The organism is Frankia sp. CeTa3Moorea (genome assembly GCF_978021225.1).
In genome coordinates, this window is the sequence record NZ_CDXDOR010000078.1 from 7,679 (window position 1) to 23,440 (window position 15,762).

15 protein-coding genes are annotated in these 15,762 nt (G+C 69.4%); 10 read left to right on the plus strand and 5 right to left on the minus strand.

Going from position 1 to position 15,762, the window contains the following annotated elements; genetic code table 11:
- The 3 genes from AC08OV_RS14715 to AC08OV_RS14725 all read left to right on the plus strand — a co-directional run.
- On the plus strand, nucleotides 1-1,215 hold a 1,215-nt coding region (locus tag AC08OV_RS14715), incomplete at its 5' end, for a DNA recombination protein RmuC (protein WP_476619792.1).
- 146 nt (nucleotides 1,216-1,361) lie between these two features.
- Nucleotides 1,362-1,928: a DUF6542 domain-containing protein gene (locus AC08OV_RS14720; protein ID WP_476614116.1), complete on the plus strand. Its 567-nt coding sequence runs from the start codon at nucleotides 1,362-1,364 to the stop codon at nucleotides 1,926-1,928.
- A 385-nt stretch (nucleotides 1,929-2,313) separates the two neighbouring features.
- Nucleotides 2,314-3,150, plus strand: a complete 837-nt coding sequence (locus AC08OV_RS14725) for a polysaccharide deacetylase family protein (RefSeq protein WP_476614115.1) — start codon at nucleotides 2,314-2,316, stop codon at nucleotides 3,148-3,150.
- 32 nt (nucleotides 3,151-3,182) lie between these two features.
- Here the strand turns inward: AC08OV_RS14725 and AC08OV_RS14730 are convergent, their stop codons facing one another.
- Nucleotides 3,183-3,917 (minus strand): sterol desaturase family protein, encoded by a 735-nt coding sequence (locus AC08OV_RS14730; protein ID WP_476614106.1) that lies wholly within the window; start codon nucleotides 3,915-3,917, stop codon nucleotides 3,183-3,185.
- Between the two features lie 128 nt (nucleotides 3,918-4,045).
- The gene (glpX, locus tag AC08OV_RS14735; protein ID WP_476614114.1) at nucleotides 4,046-5,032 is read right to left on the minus strand and encodes a class II fructose-bisphosphatase; all 987 of its coding nucleotides are present in this window, start codon (nucleotides 5,030-5,032) and stop codon (nucleotides 4,046-4,048) included.
- 455 nt (nucleotides 5,033-5,487) lie between these two features.
- Between glpX and AC08OV_RS14740 the strand changes: the two genes are divergently transcribed.
- On the plus strand, nucleotides 5,488-6,063 hold the full coding sequence (locus AC08OV_RS14740) for a DUF4245 domain-containing protein (RefSeq protein WP_476619793.1): 576 nt from the start codon (nucleotides 5,488-5,490) through the stop codon (nucleotides 6,061-6,063).
- Between the two features lie 71 nt (nucleotides 6,064-6,134).
- On the opposite strand, the gene AC08OV_RS14745 is transcribed toward AC08OV_RS14740, so the two are convergent.
- A complete protein-coding gene (locus AC08OV_RS14745) occupies nucleotides 6,135-6,341 on the minus strand; it encodes a hypothetical protein (protein WP_476614848.1) in 207 nt (68 codons plus the stop codon).
- Between the two features lie 564 nt (nucleotides 6,342-6,905).
- Between AC08OV_RS14745 and AC08OV_RS14750 the strand changes: the two genes are divergently transcribed.
- On the plus strand, nucleotides 6,906-7,169 hold the full coding sequence (locus tag AC08OV_RS14750) for an exodeoxyribonuclease VII small subunit (protein ID WP_476614849.1): 264 nt from the start codon (nucleotides 6,906-6,908) through the stop codon (nucleotides 7,167-7,169).
- Nucleotides 7,170-7,235: 66 nt separating this feature from the next.
- Here AC08OV_RS14750 and xseA read toward each other — a convergent pair whose 3' ends face one another.
- On the minus strand, nucleotides 7,236-8,450 hold the full coding sequence (gene xseA / locus AC08OV_RS14755; protein ID WP_476614850.1) for an exodeoxyribonuclease VII large subunit: 1,215 nt from the start codon (nucleotides 8,448-8,450) through the stop codon (nucleotides 7,236-7,238).
- Nucleotides 8,451-8,592: 142 nt separating this feature from the next.
- Between xseA and AC08OV_RS14760 the strand changes: the two genes are divergently transcribed.
- From AC08OV_RS14760 to AC08OV_RS14780, 5 genes are all read left to right on the plus strand, one after another.
- Nucleotides 8,593-9,552 carry a 4-hydroxy-3-methylbut-2-enyl diphosphate reductase gene (locus AC08OV_RS14760; protein ID WP_476614851.1) on the plus strand — a complete coding sequence of 320 codons (960 nt, stop codon included), beginning with the start codon at nucleotides 8,593-8,595 and terminating at the stop codon, nucleotides 9,550-9,552.
- Nucleotides 9,553-9,917: 365 nt separating this feature from the next.
- Nucleotides 9,918-11,309: a class II fumarate hydratase gene (locus tag AC08OV_RS14765; protein WP_462187140.1), complete on the plus strand. Its 1,392-nt coding sequence runs from the start codon at nucleotides 9,918-9,920 to the stop codon at nucleotides 11,307-11,309.
- Between the two features lie 577 nt (nucleotides 11,310-11,886).
- Entirely contained in the window at nucleotides 11,887-13,299 is a 1,413-nt protein-coding gene (sthA, locus tag AC08OV_RS14770; RefSeq protein ID WP_011438257.1) for a Si-specific NAD(P)(+) transhydrogenase, read from the plus strand.
- Between the two features lie 66 nt (nucleotides 13,300-13,365).
- Nucleotides 13,366-14,247: an MBL fold metallo-hydrolase gene (locus AC08OV_RS14775; RefSeq protein WP_476614852.1), complete on the plus strand. Its 882-nt coding sequence runs from the start codon at nucleotides 13,366-13,368 to the stop codon at nucleotides 14,245-14,247.
- A gap of 42 nt (nucleotides 14,248-14,289) precedes the next feature.
- Complete coding sequence (locus AC08OV_RS14780; RefSeq protein WP_462187137.1) at nucleotides 14,290-14,640, plus strand: winged helix-turn-helix transcriptional regulator; 351 nt, start codon at nucleotides 14,290-14,292, stop codon at nucleotides 14,638-14,640.
- Between the two features lie 74 nt (nucleotides 14,641-14,714).
- On the opposite strand, the gene AC08OV_RS14785 is transcribed toward AC08OV_RS14780, so the two are convergent.
- Nucleotides 14,715-15,272: an NUDIX hydrolase gene (locus tag AC08OV_RS14785; RefSeq protein ID WP_476619794.1), complete on the minus strand. Its 558-nt coding sequence runs from the start codon at nucleotides 15,270-15,272 to the stop codon at nucleotides 14,715-14,717.
- Between the last annotated feature and the right edge of the window lie 490 nt (nucleotides 15,273-15,762).

Genomic DNA, 15,762 nt, shown 5'->3' on the forward strand with positions numbered 1-15,762 from the left:
GCGGCGGCCGAGCGGGTGGCGCTGGTCGAGCAGAGCCAGGACCGGCTCGCCGAGAGCTTCCGAGCGCTGTCCGCGCAGGCTCTGGAGGGCGCGAGCCGTCAGTTGGTGGAGCTGGCCTCCGCCCGGCTGGATGAGGCCGGCGCCCGTGCCCGCGGCGACCTCGACGCCCGTCGTTCGGCGGTCGAGAGCATGGTGACGCCGCTGCGGGAGGCCCTCGGGCGGATGGAAGACCGGCTGCGGGAGCTGGAGACCGCGCGCACCGAGGCCTACGCGGCGCTCGTCGAGCAGGTGCGGTTCGCCCGCGAGGCGTCGGAGAACCTCCGGTCGGAGACCGCCGCGCTCGTGACCGTGCTGCGCCGGCCCCAGGCCCGCGGTGCCTGGGGCGAGATGCAGCTGCGCCGGGTGGCGGAGGTGGCCGGCATGCTCAACCGCTGCGACTTCACCGAGCAGATGACGATCCAGGGCGACGACGGCCCGCAACGGCCCGACATGGTCGTCCATCTTGCCGGTGGCCGCAACGTGGTCGTCGACGCGAAGGTTCCGCTCAGCGCGTTCCTGGAGGCCGCCGACACGACGGACGAGGACCATCGCGCGCGCCGGATGGCCACCCACGCCCGCCAGCTGCGTGCGCATGTCGACGGCCTCGGCGCCAAGTCCTACTGGCGGCGGCTGCCGTCGTCCCCGGAGTTCGTGGTGCTCTTCGTCCCCGCCGAGGCGTTCCTGGCCCCTGCCCTCGATCACGATCCCGGCCTGCTCGAACACGCCGCCGGCAAGAAGGTCATCATCGCCACCCCAACCACGCTGATCGCCATGCTGCGCACCATCGCCCATGCTTGGACTCAGGATGCGCTGACCGCACGGACGAAAGAGATCTTCGAGCTGGGTCGCGACCTCTACACCCGCCTCGGCACCCTGGGCGAACACGTCGATCGCCTCGGTCGCTCGCTCGGCCGGGCGGTGGGGGACTTCAACGCCACCGTCGGCTCGTTGGAAAGCCGGGTGCTGACCCCCGCCCGCCGGCTCGCGGCCATGGAAGTCGTCGAGGCGGGGCTCCCCAGTCCGGTTCCGGTGGAGACCGGCGTGCGGCCGCTGTCCGCCGCCGAGCTCCTGAGGAGTACCGGGGAGGGCGCGACGACCGGGCGGGGTGGCGCCATAGAGGACCTCGGAGTCGATGCCGGGTATCAGACCTCTGACGGCGCAGATCCGGTCAGATGAGACGCAGACGACTAGTATAAGGAGGCTTAAGCAACGGAAAGCAGTGAGATCGACACCGAAAGCTCAAATACGAGAGCCGATGCGCATGTCTGGCGCATCGCCCTGACGCATTGGAAATCTGCGGGCGGTACCTTGCCTTCGTGAGTGTGCCGCCTCACCGGCAGTCGGCCGGACCGCCGGGCAGATCCGCACGCGCTCGCGGGCATGACGATCTGTACGCCCGCAGCTCGCGCGGTCGGGCGAGTGGGCCGCCGCCCACGCTGTTCACGGGCAGCCGCCGGGGCCTCACCGCGCTCGGCACCGGCATCCTCGTCCTCGTCCTCGGTGGGCTAGGTGCCATCGTGGACTCCGCGATCTTCGGTTCCCTGAAGTTCGCCTTCGGCGTGCTGTTCATCGGCTCGTGCGTCCTCGCCGCGGTCCGCGTGCATGCGGATGACCTCATCGGCGTAGTGATCATGCCGCCGCTCGCCTACGCGCTCATCGCCCTCGGCGTCGGCTACCTGAACCCCGCGGCCGGGGACGGCAGCTCCGGCCTGCGCAACAAGGCCATCGACGTCGGCTCGGAGATGATCTTTCACGCTCCGATCCTGCTGACGGCCTTCATCCTGGTGGCCGTCATCGCGCTCTTCCGGGGTCGCCGCGCCCAAGTGGCGCGCCGCGAGCGGCAACGTTCCCTCTCGCAGTCGGCCGCCGAGCGCCAACGCCGGTCGTAGTAGGCCCGGACCGCCGCTTCCCCGCGCCGGTTCCCCACGCCAGGTCGGCCGTACCGCCACAATCGACCCATGAGTAAATCCGCGCCCTCAATAAAAACAATAACAGGCATGTAGCTGGAACGGCCGACGACAAACACCGGCAACGCGACCACACCTATTGCCACAGCTCGTGCTAGATTCCATGCCGCATCACGCACCCGCCGCTCAGGCGCACTTCCACTGGCCTATCGGGTGCCGCATCCCCTGGAGGCGGCGGACGTAGGGAGGCCCGCTTGTCGTGCACGTCTCACGCTTTCTCCGGCGAGCACGTCCTGTCCGCTGGTGAGCCGGCCGGGTCCCGGTGACCGCCAGTCCCTGCTCAGCGGGGAGAACCCCGGTGATCCCGATGTTGCGCTACCGGTCTCTCGACACGCAGCCGCCACGCGGCCCGCGACGTCGGCTGATCCCCTTCTCAACCTTCATGCGGCACTGCGCCATCATCGCCGCCTCCGGCCGGCAGGCGCTCACCGTGTCGAAATATGCCGCCTCCCTGCGCGCGGCCACCTCGTCGGCCAACCCGGTCGTCATCACCTTCGACGACGGCGGCGTGGAAACCTTGAAGGCTCTCCGCCGACTGGCCGAGACGGGTCTGACGGCGACGGTATTCGTGACCAGTTCGCGGGTCGGTGATCCGGGCTATTTCAACCGGACCGACCTTCATCGAATACGGGGTCTCGGGATAGAAATCGGCGGGTCCGGTCACACCGGACGGCGGCTGGACGAGCTGGCGCGGACCGACGTGATCGCCGAACTGACGCTGTCGCGTCGTCGGCTGGCCGTGGCGACCGGGGACGAACCTCGCACGTTCGCCTACCCCCTCGGCGGATACGACCCGTCCGTACGCCAGCTTGTGATCTCGGCCGGCTACAGTTCGGCCTGCGCGGTACGCGACGTCCTCTCGCATCCCGCCGACGACCGCTTCGCCCTCGCTCGGTTGACCGTCGAGGCGAACACGCCCGACAGCCGGCTTCTCGCGTGGTTGGAAGGCGTCGGGCGGCCCGCGCCGCCTCCCACGGTGCCACGAGCCCACACCCATCGGTTTCGGCGCGCAGCCCGTCAGCCCGGTCTTTTCACCCCCCGGCTCGGTCAGCCTGATCCTGGCCCGGTAACCGGCACCGGGGACCCGGGCGACCTCGCATCCCCCAGCCTCAGCTCGCCATCACAGGCCCTGCCGGAGCACTGAGCAGTCCGAACAAACTGAGCAGTCCGAACAAACTAAGCAGTCCGAACAAACTGAGCAGACGGGGTGGCGGCGGTACTCCGCCCGCGGGCGGTCAGCGAGAGTGCCACGGCGTCCCGCGGCGGGTCGGTGCGCAGGGCCAGATCACCGAGCGGACTGGTCACCCCGAGCCAGTACCGCTCGTTGCGGTAGTGGTGCAAACGATGCCCTCGCCACAACCGCCGGTAGTAGGCCGTGCGCGGGGGGACCCGGGTATGGATGAGGAAATGCGTCCAGTCGTAGACGAGCGCACCCATCCCGAGGCAGAGCGCGCCGGTCGCCGCCCACGGCGGCCCGAGCAGCGCCGGCGCCGCGACGGCGACGGTTCCGCTGATCACCTCGCGGGGGCGCAAGAACATCGTGTCGAGGTTGGTCGGATCGCGGTGATGCTGCTCGTGCCCGTAGCCGGCAAGCTGGTAACCGATCGATCCCAGCCGACTGCCCGGCCGGGCGTGGAGCAGTATCCGGTGCACACTCCACTCGACGAAGGGCTGCGCCGCCACGGCAGCCACCGCGACGCCGGTGTCCCGGATCCGCCACGGGCCTCGGACCGCCCGCAGGGCGGCAAGCGCCCCCACGCAACCAAGCAGGACGGGGGGCCGTGGATGGCGCAGGAACCCGCGTGCCGCACCCGCCAGCGTCCGGACCTCCGCGGCGCTGCCGTGCGGTCCCGGGGGGTCGAGGCGCGCGAACACCCTCGCGGGGACGGAAGGTCGCGGGTAGAGCACCATGCGACCACCTCCCGACCAGATCGGAGTCGGAACGGAACCGGAACAGCATGGAAACTGTACGGAACTCCGACCGGACCGGCGACTTGGATCGGAGCTGCGACCGGAGTGGCGACCGGGACAGCGGCGGCTCAGAACGGGACGGTGGAGTACGCCTGCAGCTTGGTGAGCTGATGCTGGCTGTCCACTCGGCGGATGGTGCCCGAGCGTGACCGCATCACCAGCGAGGACGTGTTCGCCCCGCCCGGCCGGTACCGCACCCCGGCGAGCAGTTCGCCGTCCGTGATGCCGGTCGCCACGAAGAAGACGTTGTCACTGTCGACGAGGTCCCGGGTGGACAGTACCCGGGTCGGGTCGCCCCCGAGGTCGGCGACCTTGCGATACTCCGCGTCGTCCCGCGGCCACAGCCGGCCCTGGATCACTCCGCCCAGGCAGGTCACCGCGCAGGCCGTGATGATCCCCTCGGGAGTGCCGCCGATCCCTAGCAGCAGGTCCACGCCGGTGTCCGCCGAGGCGGCCATCACCGCTCCGGCGACGTCGCCGTCGGAGATCAGCTTAACTCGGGCGCCGGCCGCCCTGATCTGCTCGACCAGTTGGCTGTGCCGGGGCCGGTCCAGGACCACCACGGTGACGTCCCGCGGGAGGATCTCCTTGGCCTTCGCCACGGCGCGGATGTTGTCCTCCACCGAGGCCGTGATATCCACCGCCCCGGCCGCCTCCGGGCCGGTGACCAGCTTCTCCATGTAGAAACACGCGCTCGCGTCGTACATCGAGCCACGCTCGCTGACCGCCATGACCGAGATGGCGTTATTCATCCCTTTGGAGGTCAGCGTCGTACCGTCCACGGGATCCACGGCGACGTCGCACTCGGGCCCCTCCCCCGAACCGACCACCTCGCCGTTGAACAGCATGGGGGCCTCGTCCTTCTCCCCCTCGCCGATCACGACGACCCCGCGCATCGAGACGGTGCCGACCAGGCGGCGCATCGCGTCGACGGCGGCCCCGTCCGCACCGTTCTTGTCACCACGGCCGACCCAGCGCGCCGCGGCGAGCGCGGCTGCCTCGGTTACCCGGACAAGTTCGAGCGCGAGGTTGCGATCCGGAGCCTGTCCCTGCACGGCCAGCGTGTCGGGCACGGACGAGGCGTCGGAAGGCCTGGAGACGGAGGATTCAGCAGTGGAAGACACGGCCCCGAGCCTAGTTCGGGAGCCCCGTCGGCGCCCGAGATAGGCCCAGAGTGACGCCGAATATACCTTCATGACCCTATCCCGTCGCGAAGGTGTGCCTGCGGCCGTCCGGCAAATCCGGCCTGTCGTCGACACGACACCTCGAATCCGCCGAAGAGGCACGCAACCTTCAACCCGGTACGCGCGTCCAACGAAGCATCGGGCAGCCGTCACGCGGAGGGGGCGTGACGGCTGCCCGACAGGTCCCGGCCTGGCCGGTTCCTCACCCCGCGCTGCCCGATAAGGCCCTCCAGCCGGGCGAGAGCCTGAACACACCACCACCCCTGCGAGCCGCCCAGACGTGGTCTGGGTGCCCATCCGGGGGCTCGGACCTGGAAGATGGGGACGTGGCACGACGACGCGGTCAGGAAACGATCAGAGACATGGCGCTCTCTCTCGCCGTAGTCATGGCGGGTGTCCTGCTCTTCGTCATCTTCGTCATGCCCCGCGGAAGCGACGAGCCCACGGTCAAGGTCGTCGCGACGAGTGAGCCGATGGCGGCGTTCGCCCGCCAGGCGCCCTACTCCCCACTCGGGCCGGCTGGCCTGCCCTCCTATTGGAAGCCGACCTCCATCCGCCTGACGCTGCCCACCGGTGGTGCCGACGGTGGTCCCGCCGAGGCGACGATCGGCTATGTCGTCGATCGGCCCGACCATCGGACGTTCGCTCGCTTCGTCGAGAGCAACGCTCCCACCGCGGTCCAGCGGATCCTGGGGAACCGACCGGCCAACGGCACGGTCGATGTGGAAGGCGTCACCTGGCAGCAACGCCGGGACGGCGATGGGCATCTCGCGCTCACCCGGACCGACGGCGGCGTCACCGTGATCGTGGATGATGGAGGCGGCAAAGGCGGGGCGAATCAGGCCGATCTGGTCACCCTCGCCGCGTCACTGCGACCGGTCGTTCCCGCCGCCACGAACTGATCGCGCCGCCGGTGCGAGCCTGGTCGGTGCGAACCCGGTCGGTGCAAGCCGCCCGGTCAGCGCGAACCCGGTCAGCGCTGGACGGCGACCGCGATGACGGGAGGCCGTGCGGGCGCGACGGCCGTTGCGGCCGGTGGCTGGCCCCCACCCTCCAGCGCGGTGGCGGCCGGGATGAGAATCGCCATGCCGATGACCAGCCCGGCCGCCCGACGTAGCAGCGGGCCCGTCGTCGGCATCCGCCATCCGAGGTGGGCGCCGCCACCCCGCGTCCCGGTCATCCCACCCCTCGGCACGGCACCCACGGCGGCAACCGAAGGTGGAGCGTGCTCTCGGGCGAGGTCGCCGAGAGGCCGGCGACGAGGCGTCGGGCGTAGCGCGGGCATTGCTACCTCCGGACTGGATGTCCTGCGGGTAACGGCCGGTGTGCCAGGCCGGACGTGCTCCGTCTCGGACCGCGACCGACCTGAAACGCCGTGCAGTGACCTTGTACTATGAATCTCTACCGGACCGACCGGGTTCAGCCATGATTGTTCCTTGTTGGATATCATGTTGGCCAGGCGGAGGGGAAATCGCCACGCCGGTGCCCCCTGGCCGTCGGGTCGCCCAACGGTGGATGCTGAGTCGGGGCCGAACCCGTAATCACCGATAGCCCACCGGGACCGAGCCGCAAACGCCGATGGCATCCTGAAACGATGGCACCCCGAGGCAGGGGCCTCCCCGCTCCGCCGGGGCCGGCCCGGAACCGCGCGGTCCACGGATTGAGCGGACCTCGCTATAGAGGGTTGTAGAGGCATAGAGGGTTCTAAAGGATAGAGGGCCGCAGAGGCGGCACGGAGGTGGCCATGCCCGAAGCATTCAACGACAGCCCTACCGGTCACGCCTCGGGCTCCGCCGATGTCCCCCCGCCGGGCGTCCCGGCCCCACCGGTCACCTACGAGGCCGCGCGGGCCGAACTCGAGGAGGTCGTCCGCCGGTTGGAGGCCGGCGGGGTGAGTTTGGAGGAGTCACTGATCCTCTGGGAACGGGGCGAGGAGCTCGCCAGGACCTGTCAGGCGCTGCTCGACGGCGCCCGCGCTCGACTGGCCGCGGCGACTCCACTCTCCTGAGCGTCTCCTGATCTCCTGATCTCCTGAGCGAGCGGCCCCTCCAGCCGACCGGGCCGCCGGGCCTGCTCAGCCGTCCACGACCGTCGCGCGCAGCGTTCCGCCCGCCACCCGGATGGCGAGCCCGTCCCCGGCCGCAACCTCGGCAGGCCCGCGCACAACCGCACCATCCACGGTGCGCTGCACCACGGCGTACCCGCGGTCGAGGGTCGCCGCCGGCGACAGCGCGCGCATCCGGGCGCGGGTGGCGGCCAGATCGTTCCCGGTCACATCTATCATGTGGCGGACGCAGCGGCGCGAACGGGCGAGGAGCGCCGACACGTCGTCCGCTCTGCGGCCCACGTCGCGCGTGGGCGTTGCGAGCACGGGGCGCCCCCCGGTGTCCGCCAGCCAACGTTCCTCCCGGTCGAGCCGGTGCTCGACGACCCGCCGGGCCCGGGCCCGCAGCTGGGCGACCGCGATCGCCTGCTCACCGACGTCCGGCACCACCCTCTTCGCCGCGTCCGTCGGCGTGGAGGCGCGGACGTCGGCGACAAAATCGAGCAAAGGGGTGTCCTGCTCATGTCCGATTGCCGACACCACCGGGGTACGCGCGGCCACGACGGCCCGCAGCAGCGCCTCGTCAGAGAAGGGCAGCAGATCCTCCAGCGACCCGCCGCCACGAGCGATGACGATCACCTCCACTTCGGCACGCGCGTCGAGTTCCCGCAGCGCGTCGATGACCTGGGCGACCGCGAGAGGCCCCTGGACGGCTACTTCCCGTAACACGATACGCACCGCCGGCCAGCGACGGCGCGCGTTCTCGACCACGTCCCGCTCCGCCGCGCTGGCCCGCCCGGTGATCAGACCGACGGCCGCCGGGAGGAACGGAGGACGCCGCTTACGGGACGCGGCGAACAGCCCCTCGGCCGCCAGCGTGGCCTTGAGCTGTTCGAGCCGGGCCAGCAGCGCACCGGCACCGAGCGGGCGAATCTCAACAACCGCAAGGGCCAGCGTGCCTCGGCCGGGGTGGAACGACGGCTTGCCCCACACCACGACGCGGGCCCCGTCGACGAGCGCCGGCCCCACCGCGTCGCACACCGCGCGCGGGCAGGTGACCCGCAGGGACACGTCGGCCACCGGGTCCCGCAGGGTGAGGAAGACCGTTCCCATCCCGGGACGGCGGACGATCCCGGTCACCTGCCCCTCGACCCACACTCGCCCCAGCCGGTTGATCCACTCTCCCAGCGCGCGCGACACGCTGCGGACCGGCAGCGGCTGTTCCGGGGACGATGTCAGTGCCACCCGGGCACCGTAACCTCGCCCTCCAGCCTCGCCCTACAACAGTCGGCGGCCCTCGTCACGGCCGGACCGGACGATGTCGCCATCGGGTGATGCATCGCCTAGCCGACTTCCCGGCCGCCGGCCGCCGCGTAGACTCCCACCCATGGGCCGGGTCCTTCTTGCCAAACCGCGCGGCTACTGCGCTGGTGTCGATCGAGCCGTCGTGACCGTGGAGAAAGCACTAGAGCTGTACGGTTCACCGGTCTACGTACGCAAACAAATCGTTCACAACCTTCATGTCGTGAAGACGCTGGAGGCCAAGGGTGCGATCTTCGTGGACGAAACCGACGAGGTGCCGCACGGCGCCACCGTCGTGTTTTCAGCCCATGGAGTAGCACCAACGGTGCACGAAGAGGCGGCGGCGCGCGAGCTCCGCACAATCGACGCCACGTGCCCGCTGGTCACCAAGGTGCATTCTGAAGCCAGGCGGTTCGCCCGCGAGGACTACGACATCCTCCTCATTGGCCACGAGGGCCACGAGGAGGTCGTCGGCACCACCGGGCAGGCTCCGGACCGCATCCACCTCGTGGACGGGCCCGAGGACGCCGCCAGGGTGAAGGTCCGCGATCCGAAGCGGGTGGCCTTCCTCTCCCAGACCACGCTGTCCGTCGACGAGACGATGACGACGGTCGACGCGCTGCGCGAGCGCTTCCCGCACCTGCAGGGTCCACCGAGCGACGATATCTGCTACGCCACGCAGAACCGCCAGGTCGCTGTCAAGGAGATCGCCGGCGCGGTCGACCTGGTCATCGTCGTCGGCTCGCGGAACTCCTCGAACTCGGTCCGGTTGGTCGAGGTCGCGCTCGACGCCGGCGCGCCGGCCGCCTACCTCGTGGACGACTCCACCGAGGTGGACCTGAGCTGGTTCGATGGTGTCGAGACCGTCGGGGTCACCAGCGGCGCATCGGTGCCGGAGGAGCTCGTCACCGGCGTGATGGCCTGGCTCGCCGAGCGGGGCTTCACCGATGTGGAGGAGGTCACGTCCGCGGACGAGCACCTTCTCTTTGCGTTGCCGCCGGAGCTTCGCCGGGAGATGCGTACCCGCGAGCGCGCCGCCAGCTGAGCCCGGACCGCCCCTCACACCAGGCTCGTCGGAGCCACCCTTCCCCGCATCGCGCCGAAGCCCCCGACGTTCCCCTATAGCCATTCTCACTGTCCCCGCATCGCGCCGAAGGCCCCCGAGGCTCCCCCAGGAACCTCACCGAAGGCGAGGTAACGGAAACCCCGAACGGCGCCCTATGCCAGGGGTCCCCGCATCGCGCCGAAGGCGCCATGCGGGGGAGGCCCGACATGTCCTAAGGTCGGCCCTGGGGCCGCGTCCAGGCGGCATCTCGCCGGGACGCGGCCCCAGTGTGCGGTACAGGGCACGTGCGGTACAGGGCACGGGCAGTACAGGTCAAGGGCGACGAGCATCGGGAGAACGGGCGCATGAGCGAGCAGGAATACCGCATCGAGCACGACAGCATGGGTGACGTCCGGGTACCGGTCACGGCCCGGTGGCGGGCCCAGACGCAGCGGGCGGTGGAGAACTTTCCCGTCTCCGGCCAGCGGATCTCCCGCGCGCACATCGCGGCGCTCGCCCGGATCAAAGCCGCCGCCGCGACGGTGAACGCCAAGCTGGACGTGCTCGACGCGGACATCGCCGAGGCGATCGCCGACGCGGCCACGGAGGTGGCCCGTGGTGACTGGGACGACCAGTTCCCCCTGGACGTCTTCCAGACCGGCAGCGGCACCTCGTCCAACATGAACACCAACGAGGTGCTGGCCTCGCTCGCCTCCGAGCGCCTCGGCCGCCCGGTTCACCCGAACGACCACGTCAACGCCTCGCAGTCCTCGAACGACGTCTTTCCCTCATCGATCCACATCGCCGCCACCCAGGGCATCGTCGGCGACCTGATCCCGGCCCTGGAGCACCTTGCCACCGCGCTCGGTCGCAAGGAGACCGAGTTCGCCGACGTCGTGAAGTCCGGCCGGACCCATCTGATGGACGCGACCCCTGTGACACTCGGCCAGGAGTTCGGCGGGTACGCCGCCGCGGTCCGGCTCGGCGTCGAGCGCCTGCAGGTGGCACTGCCCCGGATCGGAGAGCTGCCGCTCGGTGGGACGGCCGTCGGGACCGGCATCAACACCCCGCCCGGCTTCTCCGCCGCGGTAATCGAGGAACTGTCCGCCAGCACCGGTCTTCCCCTGACGGAGGCACGCAACCACTTCGAGGCGCAGGCCTCCCGGGACGGCCTCGTCGAGGCGTCCGGCGTGCTGCGGGTGATCGCCCTCTCGCTCTACAAGATTGCCAACGACCTGCGCTGGGCCTCGTCCGGCCCGCGAGCCGGGCTCGGCGAGATCCGGCTGCCCGACCTCCAGCCCGGATCCTCGATCATGCCCGGCAAGGTCAATCCGGTCATTCCCGAGGCGGTCTGTCAGGTCGTCGCCCAGGTCGTCGGCAACGACGCGGCGGTCGCGTTCGGCGGATCAGCCGGGAGCTTCGAGCTCAATGTCATGCTGCCGGTGATCGCACGTAACCTGCTGGAGTCGATCCACATCCTGTCGACGATCAGCCGGCTGTTCGCCGACCGTTGCATCGACGGCATCGTCGCCGACGTCGAACGCTGCCGCCGCTACGCCGAGTCCTCCCCCTCCATCGTGACGCCGCTGAACAAGTACATCGGCTACGAGGAGGCCGCGAAGGTCGCCAAGATCTCGCTCGCCGAGGAGAAGACCATTCGCGAGGTCGTTCTCGAGCGCGGTTACGTTGAGGCGGGCAAACTCACCGAGGCACAGCTCGACGCCGCGCTCGACGTGCTGTCGATGACCCACCCGTAGCCGAAGCTCGTCGGGCGGCCTCTCCCCCCCCGACCGTCGCGTCTCCCGGACACCTCCGTGACCCACGGGGGTGTCCCGTCCCAACAGCGCGACCCGACAGGCGGCGACCCGACAGGCGGCGACCGACGGCGCGGCGGGAGCCGTGGAAGACCCCCCAGACAGCCTCCACGACCCCCGCTAGAGGTTTAACGGGCCGGCGGCGGATTGGTTACGGGTGGCGGGTGCCTCAATTTCACCTGCCGGCACGACGGCCCGGCCCGACGGCAGGGCCCGGTGGCCTGGCGGCGGGAGCCCGGCGGCCTGGCGTCGCCAGTCCTCGACAGGTTCCCACCAGTTGGACTCGAAAAGCTCTCAACCGGAACCACACCGGCACATATGGCGGGCATGACGGCACACCTCGGCCATCACAGAAGGGTTCGCGACACCTACCTCGAGTGATAATCCGCAGGTGAAGCGACTCCCGAGAAATTTCCCAGAAGAAATGGACGTAACAAGCACGGCCAACGTGCCGACCCGACCCGTCCGGCCGGATAGCCTCGGGTTTACCGGAGACCGATAGATTGCGGGGGATGTGACGATGTTCGACTACGACGTCCTCGTCATCGGATCCGGGCCGGGCGGGCAGAAGGCCGCGATCGCAGCGGCCAAGCTCGGCCGACGGGTCGCGATCGTCGACAAACGGGAAATGATCGGTGGTGTCAGCATCAACACTGGCACGATCCCGTCCAAGACGCTGCGGGAAGCGGTCCTTTATCTGACCGGCATGTCACAGCGTGAGCTGTACGGGTCGAGCTACCGGGTAAAGGATGACATCACCGTCGGTGACCTCTCGGCGCGGACCAGACATGTCATCAGCCGCGAGATCGACGTGATTCGCAACCAGCTCAGCCGTAACCACGTCACCCTGCTGACGGGACTGGCCAGCTTCGTCGATCCGCACACCGTGAACGTGCGGGCGGGCGGCGAGGACACCGAGGACCGCCGGATCCAGGCGGAAAGAATCATCATCGCCACGGGCACCCGCCCGGCGCGGCCGGACACGGTCGACTTCGACGGACGGACTGTCGTCGACAGCGACCAGATCCTGGCCCTGGAGAAACTGCCCCGGTCGATGGTCGTCGTCGGCGCCGGTGTGATCGGTATCGAATACGCCTCGATGTTCGCCGCGCTCGGCACGAAGGTGACCGTCGTCGAGCGCCGTGACCGGATGCTCGACTTCTGCGACCTCGAAATCGTCGAGGCGTTGAAGTACCAGCTCCGCGATCTTGCGGTGACCTTCCGTTTCCGCGAGTCGGTCGTCTCCGTGGAACGCCACAACGGCGGTACCCTCACCCTGCTCGAAAGCGGGAAGAAGCTCCCGGCGGACACGGTGATGTATTCGGCCGGGCGGCAGGGGCTCACCGACATCCTCAACCTTCCGGCGGCCGGCCTTTCCGCGGACAACCGCGGCCGGATCAAGGTCGGCTCGGACTTCCGCACGGAGGTCGACCACATCTACGCGGTCGGCGACGTGATCGGATTCCCCGCTCTCGCGGCGACGTCAATGGAACAGGGACGTCTCGCGGCCTACGCCGCCTGCGGCGAGGACGTCAACGCCATGCGGGCCGAGCTGATGCCGATCGGGATCTACACGATCCCGGAGATCTCCTATGTCGGCAGCACCGAGGACGAGCTGACCGAGCAGGCCATCCCGTTCGAGGTGGGCATTGCCCGGTACCGGGAGCTGGCCCGCGGAGCCATCCTCGGTGACTCGTACGGGATGCTGAAGCTACTGGTCAGCCCGGACGACCGGCGCCTTCTCGGGGTACACGTCTTCGGTACAGGAGCCACCGAACTCGTCCACATCGGACAGACCGTGATGGGCTGCGGTGGCACCATCGACTACCTCGTCGACAGCGTCTTCAACTATCCGACGCTCGCCGAGTCCTACAAGGTCGCGGCTCTGGACGCGATGAACAAGATGCGCGCGGTCGCCCGCTTCAGCGGCTGAATAGGCTCGGCGACATCCCGGTGTTCCACCGTGGTTGCACCGGCAGGTGACGCCCCAGGAGCGCCCGTGCCACTCGATCCCGCCAGTCTCGATCTGCCGATCTGCCTGACCTGCGGGATCCAGTACGGTGCGGTCCGGGGCGACTGCCCGGTGTGCGAGGACGAACGACAGTACGTCGGCTGGGACGGTCAGCGGTGGACCTCGCGGGCACGGCTGCGGGCCGCAGGATACCGCGGGGTACCGCGCCCCGAGGGGGACCGCGTGTTTGGCGTCGGCGCCGAACCGAAGATCTCCATCGGGCAGCGGGCCCTGTTGGTCCGCACGGACGAGGGCAACATCCTCTGGGACTGCGTGCCCTTCCTCGACGACGATCTCGCGGGTCAGGTTGATGCGCTCGGCGGCATCCGCGCCATCGCCGTCAGCCACCCGCACTTCTACGGCGCCATGGTGGACTGGAGTCACGCCTTCGGCGGAGTGCCGATCTACATCCACGCCGCCGACGCCGCCTGGATCGGCCGGACCGGCGATGCGATCGTGCTCTGGTCCGGCGACACCCACCGGATCGGCCCGGGGCTGACCCTCGTCAACGGCGGTGTGCACTTCGCCGGTGGCACGGTCCTGCACTGGGCGGACGGGGAGAACGGGCGCGGTGCGCTGTTCTCCGGCGACATCCTGCAGGTGGTGCAGGACCGGCGGTGGGTGAGCTTCATGTACAGCTACCCGAACTACATCCCGGAACGGCCCGGGGCGGTCCGGCGGGCGGTCGCGCTCCTCGAACCCTTCGATTTCGAGGTCGTCTACGGCGCGTTCTGGCAGGCGATCGTCCGCGCCGGCGGTCGGGCCGCCGTGCGCCGCTCCGCCGAGCGCTATCTGCGGTTCGTGGCGGACGACACGCCCCAGGGACCGGTTCCACCCGAGTCCCGGGCTCCTCGCCCCACGACGTCATAAGCCGACGAAAGGTAAGCCGCTATTACCGGATCGGGCCGGCTAATGGCGGGCAAGCATAGGCTGATCAGGGTGGAGCTGTCCTCGTTCTGCCCGCGCTACCACCATGCCGTCGAGACCATTGGGCGGCGCTGGACCGGGGCCATCGTGCGCGCGATGCTGGCCGGCGCAACCCGGTTCTCCGAGATCACGACGGCGGTGCCCAACCTGTCCGACCGGCTCTGTTCCGTGCGGCTGAGAGAACTTGAAGCCGAAGGGATGGTCAGACGCACCGTCGTCCCGGACACGCCCGCGCGGACCGAGTACCACCTGACCGCGAAGGGAGCGGACCTCGCAGATACGGTCGCGGCCCTCTCCCTCTGGGCCGAGACCTGGCTCCCCGACCCATGCTGCTGACCCGCCCTGGCGGCCCGCCCTGCTGGCCTAGGGCTGCTCGGCACCCCGGCTGGATCAGGCCCGCATGGGTCCGGTCAGCGCACCAGCCCGGCCTGCTGGGACGCCCTGGTCAGCTTCGCGCCCAGCTGGCCGGAAATCTGCTCGGGCGCCACCCACCGAACCTGCGTCGTGGCGCTCTCCCGCACCGCGAGGCTGCGGTCCTCGACGTGGAAGAGATAGGTCATGTCGTAGTGCACGTGCTCGGGTTCACCGAGGATCGGCGCGGCGTCGACGATTCCGACCTCCACGTCGAACGGGAGGATCCCGCCCGGGATCACCGCGTCGGCCTCGACACCTGCCCGGCGCGCGGCGAGCCCGAGCGCGGCGCCGAGCAGCGAGGAGTCGTCGGCATCTACATGACCGCCGGGCATCCGCCAGACCGCGGTGGACGGCTCCAGGATCTCCAGCACCCGCCAGTCCGGGGACACGATCGCGGCTCGGCACGTGACGTGGGCCGGCATCGTGCTACGGGCTGTGATGGATGGCCCGTGCAGAGCCAGCACGACCAAGGACCGCATGAGGTCCACTTCATCCGGGTTTGCCTCGATGTAGCCCAAGGCCACACCGATCACCGCGTTGTTGGTGACCGCCACGCTTAAGGAACGTACAGGCATCGGGCGCCAATCACGGCGCACTGGGACGGGACACACCGAAACTCGTGTCGCACCGACATCCTCACTTACAGTGATAAAAAAGGTAACAGAACGGACCGAATCGGAATTCCGGCAGCTAGAAAGGGGGCTTCACCCGCGAGGGGATCCACCACCGGCCGAGGAAGGCGGAAACTGGAAGCAGTGGCACCAACACCCCAGGTAGTCGCCACCCCCATGCGACCCATCCCCTTCTTGCGATTACGGAAGGTAGTTGTTGGTACCGGCGTGCCGCCCCGCCCATCCCTGCGCGTCCAGCCCCCTCGGGGCGACCATCACCATCGACCCCGCCAAGGACTAAGCGGACAAACAGGGCAAGCAGCATCCGCAGTGCGGATACCCGGCGACTAACCCCTCAAACCTCACCTATGACACAAATCCGAAAGCTCGGCCGCCCCGACGCACGATCTCGACCCCCGACCCGACGTGATGC